An 11886-nucleotide genomic window follows, 5' to 3' on the forward strand; every position below is an offset into this window, starting at 1 on the left:
TGATTAAACAAAGAAACACCTACATAGTACAATTGGCACATGTAGGTGTTTCTTTTTATGTTTCTTAAGGCAATTCCATTTTTATGCTATTTTTGAAGTTATTAAAGGTACTGAAATTTCTACTCTTACTTTTATATATCACTTACTCTATTGTTCTGTGATTTGAGTAGTTGCAATTTCTTTGTTATAGTCATCATTATATTCTTGTTTTAATTTTTCCTTTTCTATTATCTCATGCAACTTTCTTGCCATATGCTCTATTAAATTTACTACTAAAGCATTACCCATGCAAAAATATCTAAATGATTCTGTCATTCCTGTATCAGTCCAATTATCTGGAAATCCATTTATTCTTTCACATTCTAATGGGGTTAATAATCTTAGCTTTCCAGTTGCAATGTCAGAAACAACATGAGTACTTCTATTTTTGCTAGCCTCACTTGTCAACATAGTACGTGCTGGTTTATCTATAGGATCTGGAAATGCTATTCCACCCTCTCTAAACATATATTTATGACCTTCTTTAGAAGTTCTTTCAATTGCTTTTGGTCCTTTCATATAAGTCCATTTTTCTAAATCCTCATCAGATAAAATGTATTTTTCATCTACATATTTTTCCAAAACATCTTGTAATGTTATTTGATGTTCTGTTAACAAATTTTTAGGAATAGTTTCTACCGTATATATTACTCCATTTCTGTAAATACCAGAATTTTTAAAATCAAATTTAAAGCTATCTGAAATTTTAAGTGTATCCAATTTATATTTTTCTTCTATATCTATACTATTGATAAATTCTTGTGGAAAATTTTCTACATTAAATATAGAACTAAAAAATCCTGAATGTTGAAGTTCTTCATATACATCTTGCTTTCCTAATTCTTTATAATAATTAGTTGAATTATGCACTGCAAAAATGAATGTGCGTCTCCTTCTTTGCTGAAATCCATATTCAGCAGCATTTATGACTCTCCACTCAACAGAGTATCCTAATTTTCCAAGACAGTTTATTATAATTCCGAAATCACGCCCTCGCTGCGTTGCAGGTGATTTTAGTAATCTATCAACATTTTCTAAAAGCACAAATGGTGGTCTCTTAGCTTCTAAAATTCTTTCAATCTCCCACCAAAGCACCCCTTTTTTACCTTGTATCCCTTTGGCACCAGTACTAGCTACTGAATAATCCTGACATGGGAACCCTCCCACTAATACTGTGTGATTGGGAATATGATTTGCTGGAACTTGAGCAATATCTATATTACTAAATTCATCTATTCCACCAGAGGCTTGAAAATGGTGCTTATAACATTCAAATGCATATTGAACTTTTTTACTAGGTTCCCATTGGTTTGCCCAAACTGTTTTCCAATCTAAAGAACTCTTTTCAAATCCAACTCTAAACCCACCAACCCCAGCAAATAATTCACAAATCGTATATTCCATTAAATCTTACCTCCTCATATATAACGTATAGATTATACTATATGTTATCAAAAAAAGAAAGATCGATCTGAAAAAAAATATTAAATTTCCCAAAGAATTTTTATTTTTAAGCCCAACTATTGTATTATAAAAAATAGACTAAATTCCTTTTTCAATTTGCTCTTTTACATACTTAGCATTTAGCCAAAAACATTTTTTTCTTTCCATAGTACCTTGTGGTGTAGGTGCTAAATCATTTACATCTTGTCCCTTAGGTCTTATGTGTGCAATTTCTCCATCACTAATTTTTATAAAGTTATTATAATCACCATTTTTAATTTTATTTGTAGTGTCAACCCATACCTTGTACATACTATTATTTAAATCTAATATAGGCATGTTCCAAAACATCACTTTACAAAGTACCATATCATCTAAATTCAACTCTGATTGCTTTTCAAAATTAATTTTACTCTTAAATATTATCCATAAATGTTTCTTATTTTCAAACTTATCTTTTATAGTTGATGTTTCCCAGTCTTCATTTACTATTTCACAATAATTTATTTGCTCAAAAGACATAGATTCTTTTGGCATACCATTAGGTTTTAATAAAATAGTTTTAATTTCAATGTTGGCTTTTTTAAATTCATCAAAGTTATCAAGCTTATCTCCAAAAACTGCTTTACAAACATCATCTATTACAAGCCTTATAAAATTCTTAGCTTTTCTCTCTCTTTTAATTGAATACATATTTATAATTTCCTCAAGGTTTTTATTTAAAATTCCGTTAAAAACATTATAAATTTTTTCATCAAAAAGCATATCTTTATTACTTAAAACCTTAGCTGGCTTAAATTGTCTATACAGTTCTTTTCTCAGTAATTCTTCTATTATATAATCTACATATGACCTCTTATATGAAAATGCTCTCTGTTGTGCTAAAAGATTTGAATTAGGTTGATTTCTCATACTTTTTTCTGCAGTACTACCTTTAGTACATGCACCCAAATACATTGTGTCTCCTTCAGAAATCTCATGTGCTTTACCATTCTTAACTTTTGTAGCTATTGTATTCCAATCATTTTTAATAATATTCAAATCTTGTTCTGATGGAGTCCATAAACTAATAATCCTAAATATTAAATCTTCTTTAGCAACATCTTTTTCATACATATAAAACATCAAAAGAAGTTCTTTACATTTCTTCATTAATGAATTATTATCCCAGGTTTCATCATTTAATTTAAAATAGTCTATAATACTAAGTACTATTCTTTCCTTTGCTGAATATCCCATTTTTTCTCTTAAACTATCGGAAGTAGGCTTGGGTTTTATAGTCCTAAGAGGACATACTTTTAACTCTACTCCTACTTCATCAAAGTCAGCTTCTTGTCTACTATTAACTTTATATCCGAAGTACTCCTCTTCTATAGTTTGTCCTAATTTTCCTTTAGATTTTTCATTGTTGAACCTTGCATTTTCCGTATCAAAATGTAAATTATTTAAACTTTTATTAAGTAATCTTCGTGCATATTCTTCTATTGATTCTTTATTTTTTTTATCATATTTATAATGCATCTTATTTTCCCCCACCCCCATCTTCTATATTTTAGCTCCCGTGTAACCTCTTGTACTATAAGAATACACATCACTTGTATAATCAGGTTACATGATTCACCAATGTTTCACTCTTTTTAAAATTATCATAAAATCCCTTAACTCTATAAGTTTTATTAACGGTTAATTTCCTTACTATATTTTCTTCAAGAATGTATATTCAGCTATCATTCTATATAAAATATAAGGGTATTTACCTCCCACTTTCCAACCACACGTAAAATTTTAATCTTGAAGTAAACAACAATTCAAAACCTCTTTTTAATTTTAATAAAACGCTATATGCCAACTTAACTTTTAGCCATTTACTTAAAATAAAGATTAATATCTCTATAAATATCAAATCTCAGTAACCTAATAATCTTTCGTATTTATAAATATTCTACATTTAGTCTGACGATAAAAATGGAAATACACATCAATTTTTATTGAATATATTTCTTCTATTAATAGCTTAATTATAACATTTTAATTATTTTCTTACTATGTATTTTGTTGATATACAAAATTTTCCACTGAAAATTCTTGATTTATTATTGCTCAAACACCACTTAGCTCTTCGTAATTGTTATCCTAAAGTAACATTCCCTCAAACTTTTTTAATCTGAGAAAACATAAGACATACTCCAATATTAACTTCAAAGCCTTTAATATCATCTTATTTATGTACTGTCTTCACAACTGCCTCCACGTATATTATGGCCTTTTTAATATTACTAACATTTAAAGTCCCTATTCTACCCCCCATTCAACTCACCCACTCACCTTCTTTAACATCTATCCCATCTACTCAACCTCCCCAACATCTAACTTACCTACTCAACTATAAAAATACACTCCCCACCGATATTTTCCCTATAAATATAAAAATAAGGATTTCTAAATCAGAAGCACACCATCACAAAACTGATAGTTTTGCTCCCAATCTCAGAAACCCTTTATTTATCAGTGCTTTACACACTTTTATATTTATTTTTTTGTTATCAATGCTACCGTCTCAACGTGCCCAGTATGCGGGAACATATCCATTACCTTAACCTTCTCCACCTTATACCCTTCACTTATTAACACCTTTAAATCCTCAACTAAGCTCTTTGGATTGCAGGATACATACACAATATCCTTAGGATCAAATTTTGCAACGTACTTTAAGGCATCTGGATGTACACCTGGTCTTGGTGGATCTAGAATTATTATATCTGGTTTTTCTGTTACGTCCTTTATAACCTTTGCCACATCTCCTGCTATAAATTCGCAGTTTTCTATTCCATTTAGCTCTGCATTTTCTCTTGCAGCTATAACTGCTTCTTCTATAAGTTCTATTCCTATAACCTTCTTTGCATTATGAGCAGCTATTTGCCCTATGGTTCCTGTACCACAGTAAAGGTCAAAAACTGTCTTTGACTTAGCGTCTCCCATAAAATCTCTAACAATGCTGTAGAGCTTTTCTGCTCCTTTAGAGTTGGTTTGAAAGAAGGAAAAAGGTGATATTTTAAACTTTAAACCTAGTATCTCTTCAAAAATATAATCTCTTCCAAATAATATTTCGGTACTGTCTGCTTGAACTACATCGGATAGAGAATCATTTATTGTATGAATTATTCCTTTAAGATCTCCCATGTACTTTAGCGAAGTAAGCATTTCAGTGATTTCATCAAGGTTGAAGTTTATTTGAGAGGTAGTTACTATATTAATTAATATTTCTCCAGTATTTTTTCCTTTTCTCACAACTAGGTTTCTTAGATATCCTTCATGGCTCATTATTCTGTAATGAGGCAGGGCTTTCTCTCTAAAATAGTTTAAGACTTTATCTAGAATAATTCTAAAGTCTTCATCTACTATATGGCAAATGTTTGAAGTAACTATTCCAAAGCTTTTGCCTTTGGCGTGCATACCTAAGGTTAACTCTCCGCCCTTTTCAATATCTCCAAAGGTAAACTCCATTTTATTTCTATACTCAAAAACCTCAGGACTTCCTTCGATACCTAAGAATTCAAAGCCTTCTATATTTGCTTCTTTAAATAACTTTAATACTTGCTTCTCCTTATGCTCCAGCTGCATTTCATAGGGAATATATTGGTGACTGCAGCCACCGCAGAAATTAAAAATAGAACATTTCGGTTCTATTTTATAATCCACATCTTCTATGATTTTACTTAACCTTGCTTTAGCATATTCTGAAGTCTTTTTGTTTACAAAGGCTTCAACCTTTTGTCCTGGAAGAGCGTTTTTTATTAGCACCTTAGTGCCTTCATGATAGGCTACTCCAAAGCCAGGAAATTCTGTATCTTCTATATTAAACTCATAAAACTTTCTTTTTTTCATATGTAGTCTCCTAAATTATTATGCTCTAGTTACCTTTAATTTTAATAATCTTTTACCAATAGTCTCTCCTTTAGAGCTTTCCATAATACTTGTATATAATAATGAAACTATAACAAAAATAATTACTGAAAATGATACTTTTTCCTTTATATAATATCCAGCTGTAACTCTAAGTATAGCATCAATTAAAAACAGTCCAACCACAGTAGCTGCTGCTGTAACTGCTAAGTCAACTATTGATGAAGTAAAAGTATCCTTTAAGTTTATTTTAGTGCTATCCTTTTCTACAGCTTCTATTTCTTCATTATTTTCTACTTCAGCATTTACAGCTGTATCTTCTTCTACTTTTTCAATTTCAGTGACATTTTCATTTTCTACTTCAATATTTTCTTCTTTAATTTCAACATCCTTATCTACTTTTTCTTGTTCATTATTTGTCTCTAACATTTTTTTCCCTCCACTATTTTATTATCGCTAAAAACTATTATGCACTAGTATTTTACATCTGTAAAGTATTTCAAGATATATTAACAAAACATTTAAAATAGAAAAACCTCTGAATTGTATTCAGAGGTTTATTTTGCACCTTCTTCATAGGATTTTGCTACATTACTAAAACCACAACTTGTTAATGCTCCAACAACTATGGTACGTATTTCTGACCATTTTATCTTTTCTTCATAATTTTTCATAATTTCATTATTAATTTTTTCAGCTAAAATGTGAGTATCAGCTTCATTAAGTGGTTGATTTATATCATCGGATGCTCTCATTATGGATGTCTTTATCTTTTCTAATTGAAAATCTTGAAGATTGCCACTTTTTTTAATAACTAACATATATACAGCCCCCCTAATGTATCATTTTAACCAAAAGCAGGTCAATTGCCTTTAGGTCAACTGCCTGCTACTCCTCACGAACTTACAAATGTCAATTGCTTTTTAAGTCAACTGCCATTATAAGTGTAAATATTAAAGTGTAATGAATGTAAATATTTACACTGTTATAATACAACTTTTATTATCATATGTCAATAAAAAAAATCAATTTGTTTACCATTGTCATATATGATATATTTTTATGTGATATATTTTTTATCTAAAACTTACAATAAAGGATGTGTAATCATTGGAACTTACTAAAATAAAGGGAAATACCTATTATATAAATTCTCCTACCCGCATCGGAGTATATGTATTTAAAAATAAATTTTGTTTACTTATAGACAGTGGAATAAATAATTCATCTGCAAGAAAAATTCATGAGATACTAAAACAAAATAATCTTCATGTTAAATATATTATTAACACTCACAGTCATTTAGACCATTGTGGAGGAAATCATTTTTTTAAAGAAAATTATCCTGGAACTCTTGTATATACCTCTAGTAAAGAAAGAGTATGTATGGAAAATCCAGAGTTTAATTATATAAAAATATTTTCTTCAAGTCCAATGAAAAAATTAACTGAAAATATAAAGCCTTTTCAGGTTGATTTTACTTTAGATTATGGCATTACGAAAATCAACGATGAAAAATTTGAAATTCTACCTCTTGCAGGTCATTCTCAAGAAGATATAGGAATTATTACCCCTGAGAAGGTATGCTTTTTAGGAGATAGTGTTTTTAGCCATGAAACCTTAAAGAAATATCCTTTTCCCTTCCTATTTAATATAGAAACACAGATTAATTCCCTTAACAGCTTAAAGGATGTAGCTGCAGACTATTATATAACTGGCCATGGACAGGAAATTTACTCAAAGGATGAATTTAATATTTTAGTAGAAAAAAATTTTGAAAGCATTAATGAAAATATGGATTTTATTCTTGAACTTTTAGACCAGCCCTATACTAAAGAGGAGATTCTTGAAAATATCCTAGTCTACAATGATATTTCTCTAACCTTCAGAAGATATATGTTAGATTTAACCTCAATCTCAGCTTTTATTGCCTATCTATATGATAAAGAGCTAATTGACTCTTCCTTAGAGAATGGGAAATTATACTACTATAAAAAATAGAAATTTTAAAGGTGACTAACTTAGCAATCAATCTCTAAATTAGTCACCTTATTAATATTATTTGTTATTCTTTAACAACTTAGAATAAAATTCTTCTTTTCTATCTCTTTTATAAGGAAATTTATCCCTTATTCTAGATACTTCACTTATTTGGATTTCTTCTATAAGAAGCTCTTCTCTATTGTGTGAACTCTTTAAGATATTGCCTTTAGGATCAATAATCATTGAATCCCCACTATATTCAAGTCCATCTCCACTGCCAACCCGATTAACCCCTGCAATAAAGCATTGATTTTCTATTGCTCTAGCCTTTAATAGTGTTTTCCATGCATCACTTCTACTCTCTGGCCAATTGGCTATTACAATTATTAATTGAGCTTTTTTAGAAGCTATTTGAAATATTTCAGGAAATCTTAAATCATAACATATAAAGCTTGAAATGTCCGCATCCTGCAGCTTAAATAAATTAATCTCGTTTCCACCCTCATAGTATTTGTCTTCTCCACTATAAGAGAAAGGATGAATTTTGGTATAACTATTTATTATTTTCCCCTCTTTAGATATAACTGCAAGTTTGTTTTTCCCTTTTTCTTGTCCCTTTTCTACATATCCAAAGCAAGTACATATGTTATACTCTAAAGACTTATTTTTAAACCAATCTATTGTCTCTTCATTGGTTTCCCCAATTTTGCTTACAGCCTGTGAAAAACCTGTAAGAGTCATTTCTGGGAAGGCTATTATATCCACTGCAGCTTCCTTTGCCTTTTTTAAAAAGCCTTCACAGGTAATTTTATTTTTCTCTTTATCCTCCCAAAATACATCCATTTGAGCTAGTGCCAGCTTCATTAAATCATCTCCAAATACTTTTTATATTTATATTATATTATTTTTCAATAAGCTTAAAAGCACTTACAATTTCATTTAAATTATTTGAACTGTTATATAACACCTTTGAAGCTTGGTCAACATAAGCTAATTGATCTATCACAGATTTCATCATATTTAATATAGCTTCGCTTCTTCCTTCATTCTTTTCTGTATCTTTGTTTATTTTGTTTGCTATGCTTTCAGTACTTGTGGTAATATCATTAAGTTGTTTAGTCTGTTCATTAATTAATAAAGAAATTTCTCCAACATCCTTTGTTACACCAGCAATATGTTTTTGAATTTCTTCAAACATATTTATAGATAATCTTACAATATGGCTTACTTTATCAACCTCTAAGGATATTTCCTGAACATTTGCAATGGTATTTTCTGTTTCCTTTTGAACATTATTTATAAGCTCTCCAATAGAAACAGTAGCTTCGCTGGATTGATTAGCTAGATTTGAAACCTCTTGAGCTACCACTGAGAAGCCTTTCCCACTATCTCCTGCCCTAGCTGCCTCAATGGAAGCATTTAATGCAAGAAGTTTTGTCTGCCCACTTATTTCTTCTATTACATTTACAACCTTATAGATATCAGAAGAGTAATTTTTCAATACATTTACACTTCGTAGGGTTTTTTTCATCTCTTGTTCAAGAACTTCCATGGTTGAAAGAACTTCTTTAGAAGCTTCTCCATTTTTTATTACATTTACATTTGTTTCTTTTGTATTTTCGTTTATTTTACCTAATATATGGTCTATTTTTTTACCTTCTTCTGTAATCACCTTAAAATTCTTCTCTGTCTTTTGGAAAATTTCATTTTGAGCTTTAGAAAAGGTAACCATATCGAATATTTCTTTTTCTATTGCTACTGCACTGCTTTGAAATTCTTTCATAACTGATGATAAATTTTCTAAGGATTTTTCTGAGTCTTTAGAAGAGCTGCCTATTCTTTTTACTAAGGTCATTTGATTATTTAAAAACTTATTAAACCATCTAGCAACCTCTCCTATTTCATCATTAGAAAGCTGCCCTACTCTTTTTGTTAAATCTCCATCTCCTTCAGCTATTTCCTGAAGTATTTTTATAGTTCTTTTTAATGGTTTTTTTACTAGCTTATTAATTGCAAAAACTGAAATTAAAAAATTAATAAGAAAAATTGCAACTGTTGAAGGTATTCTTATATAATTATCAAAGTTCGCTAAAAAATAATTTATTCCATAGGATACTGCACTTATGCCTCCAAGAAGTAAAGGCAGCTTAAAATTAATACTTCTAAATTTATATATCTCTTCAATATCACCTTCGCATAGCATACCCCAAACTTCTTCGCAGTACTTTGGTTGAAAAATTATTCCCTTTCCGCCAACTAAAATATGTCTATAATCAGGATATCCCGGCCAAACTTCTAGGTGATCTTCGTTATTTATTGTATTTTGTACTCCCTTGTGTAAGCTATTAGTTGCTGGATCTTTAAAAATAATTTCAAACTCAGTATGTTTATTTATTTTAATAGTTCCCCATTTTTTTGTTTTTACACCACTTTTTAAGTTATCTCCTAAAGTAAAAGTGTCATCCTCAAATCTGCTTCTAGAAATAGCTGTCCCTGGTTCTATTCCTCTATTTGACTTTACCATAAATAGATAGTTGTCTCCAGAATCCTTATATATGTGGGTATCTTCCTCTTGAAGTACATCACTCATCACATCATTAGGAATTCTTCCACATAAAACTGCCTTTTTGCCTGTACTTTCATTATAAAATGGAAGTGAAAACATTAAGGTTACTTGATCAAAAAACTTTGAATTAGATTCTCCAATCTTTAAACTTTCTTCATCTATATAAGGTCCATACATTAAAGGTTTGCCTTCCATACCTCTTATATAATTTGGAAAATCTTTCAAGTCTTTGCCCATATTCGCTGTATAACTAGAAAAACTTACTTTACCTTGTGAATTTATGAAGAAAATTTCTGAAAAGTCCTTAAACTGCTCTTTCTTATCCGTTATTATCTCTAAAAGCTTTTCACTTTTTACCTCATCTTTGTCTAAATAAGCATTTATAGTATCTAACACAAGCTCTAACTCATTCCATCTATCCTCAAACCAGTTTTCAAGAGCTCTTTTTCTTCCTCTAACTATACCCTCAAATACTTTTTCTGACTCCTGCTGCAAATTACTATTAATAAAGTGTGAAATTTTAAGATTAATATCCATATTTCCTCCTTAGCTAATTACGTCTCCAATGGTTTGTCCCTATTTTTCCCTTAAAACTAGACATATTTATACTATTTTAATAACATAATACTATAATTTTATTATTATATCAATTATTTGCGCGAATTTATAATAATTTTATATTTATCCTTCAATAAAATGTAGAAAGCATTATAAAATTAAACTTTCCTTTGCTATTAGCCAAAGTTCAGTATATATTTTTATAATGCTTCAAATATAAATCTACTATTTAATTCTCTCCCAAGTAATATTATCTCCCCTGCCCATATCAACTTCAAAGCCAGCACTGTTAATTCTTCTTTCAATGCATCCTCTGCAGTGAGCAGCCTCATCTCCAGTGCATATTTTATTATCATATAAGGCGTATTTTTCTCTTACTGATCTTGGAGATAAATTTGGCATTACTACATTAGCTCCAGCCTTTAAGCCCATTTCTCTGCCTAATGGATTTATTGTTCCAAGGGCAGTAGTTGCTGGAAGAAGAACTTCTGGAAGAAGTAATCTTGTAAGCGCTAACATTAGTATAGTAGTTTCCAGTGTACCCTTACTTTCTTTTCCTAATGGAGTATCCTTCTGAGGAATAAAAGGTCCAATTCCAACCATATGTGGCTTTAATTCTTTTATAAAGCACAAATCCTTAGCATAGTATTCATTTCTTGCTCCTGGCAATCCTACCATAAAGCCAGCACCAACTTGATATCCTATTTCTTTTAAATTATATAGGCAATTTATTCTATTCTCAAAGCTCATATTAGGGTGAAGCTTATCATACAGCTCCTTTGAAGCAATCTCATGACGCAGCAGATATCTATCAGCACCTGCCTCATAAAACCTTTTATAGGACTCATAGGACTTCTCTCCTATGGAAAGGGTTATTGCGCACATTGGGAATTTACTTTTTATACTATTAATTATTTCAACAACTCTATCATCAATAAAATAGTCATCTTCTCCTCCTTGAAGTACATAGGTTCTATATCCCAATCTATATCCTTCTTCTGCTGCCTCCATAATTTCTTCTAAGGTTAACCTATACCTATCTGCATTCCTATTTAATGCTCTTATACCGCAATATACGCAGTTATTTTTACAATAATTTGTGAATTCAATTAAGCCTCTCATAAAGACTTTTTTACCATAGACTCTTTCTTTTGTATCTAAAGCCTTAGAAATAATATCTTCTGTATCTTCTTTATTTATATTATTAAGTAAATCCAATATCTCATTTTCTTCAAGATGGTTCTCTTTATAAAGCTTTTGGATTAATTCCTTCATATATATTCATCCTTTAATTATATTTTTATATTGCATGTAATCTAATATATATATTAATAATAATTATTAATTTGGTCAATGCTAAAAAGGTATAAAGCAATAATTAGCTCTATACCTTA

General features: G+C 29.9%; 9 protein-coding genes. 1 reads left to right on the forward strand and 8 read right to left on the reverse strand.

What is annotated here, in order from left to right:
* Nucleotides 1–147: 147 nt before the first annotated feature.
* The 5 genes from dcm to CLHOM_RS01525 form a co-directional block, all read right to left on the reverse strand.
* A complete protein-coding gene (gene dcm, locus CLHOM_RS01505) occupies nt 148–1443 on the reverse strand; it encodes a DNA (cytosine-5-)-methyltransferase (RefSeq protein ID WP_052219913.1) in 1296 nt (431 codons plus the stop codon).
* Nucleotides 1444–1581: 138 nt separating this feature from the next.
* Nucleotides 1582–3003, reverse strand: coding sequence for a Sau3AI family type II restriction endonuclease (locus tag CLHOM_RS01510; protein WP_052219914.1), 1422 nt, complete (start codon nt 3001–3003; stop codon nt 1582–1584).
* A 1008-nt stretch (nt 3004–4011) separates the two neighbouring features.
* Complete coding sequence (rlmD, locus tag CLHOM_RS01515) at nt 4012–5367, reverse strand: 23S rRNA (uracil(1939)-C(5))-methyltransferase RlmD (RefSeq protein ID WP_052219915.1); 1356 nt, start codon at nt 5365–5367, stop codon at nt 4012–4014.
* An 18-nt stretch (nt 5368–5385) separates the two neighbouring features.
* On the reverse strand, nt 5386–5814 hold the full coding sequence (locus tag CLHOM_RS01520) for an RDD family protein (protein ID WP_052219916.1): 429 nt from the start codon (nt 5812–5814) through the stop codon (nt 5386–5388).
* 128 nt (nt 5815–5942) lie between these two features.
* Complete coding sequence (locus CLHOM_RS01525; protein WP_052219917.1) at nt 5943–6206, reverse strand: ATP cone domain-containing protein; 264 nt, start codon at nt 6204–6206, stop codon at nt 5943–5945.
* 289 nt (nt 6207–6495) lie between these two features.
* On the opposite strand from CLHOM_RS01525, the gene CLHOM_RS01530 reads away from it, so the two are divergent.
* Nucleotides 6496–7386: an MBL fold metallo-hydrolase gene (locus tag CLHOM_RS01530; RefSeq protein WP_052219918.1), complete on the forward strand. Its 891-nt coding sequence runs from the start codon at nt 6496–6498 to the stop codon at nt 7384–7386.
* A gap of 57 nt (nt 7387–7443) precedes the next feature.
* On the opposite strand, the gene CLHOM_RS01535 is transcribed toward CLHOM_RS01530, so the two are convergent.
* From CLHOM_RS01535 to hydE, 3 genes are all read right to left on the reverse strand, one after another.
* A complete protein-coding gene (locus tag CLHOM_RS01535) occupies nt 7444–8232 on the reverse strand; it encodes a carbon-nitrogen family hydrolase (RefSeq protein WP_052219919.1) in 789 nt (262 codons plus the stop codon).
* Between the two features lie 37 nt (nt 8233–8269).
* Nucleotides 8270–10471, reverse strand: coding sequence for a methyl-accepting chemotaxis protein (locus CLHOM_RS01540; protein WP_052219920.1), 2202 nt, complete (start codon nt 10469–10471; stop codon nt 8270–8272).
* A 246-nt stretch (nt 10472–10717) separates the two neighbouring features.
* Nucleotides 10718–11767 carry a [FeFe] hydrogenase H-cluster radical SAM maturase HydE gene (gene hydE, locus CLHOM_RS01545; RefSeq protein WP_052219921.1) on the reverse strand — a complete coding sequence of 350 codons (1050 nt, stop codon included), beginning with the start codon at nt 11765–11767 and terminating at the stop codon, nt 10718–10720.
* Nucleotides 11768–11886 lie beyond the last annotated feature (119 nt).

This window comes from Clostridium homopropionicum DSM 5847 (assembly GCF_001263795.1).
GTDB lineage: Bacteria > Bacillota > Clostridia > Clostridiales > Clostridiaceae > Clostridium_H > Clostridium_H homopropionicum.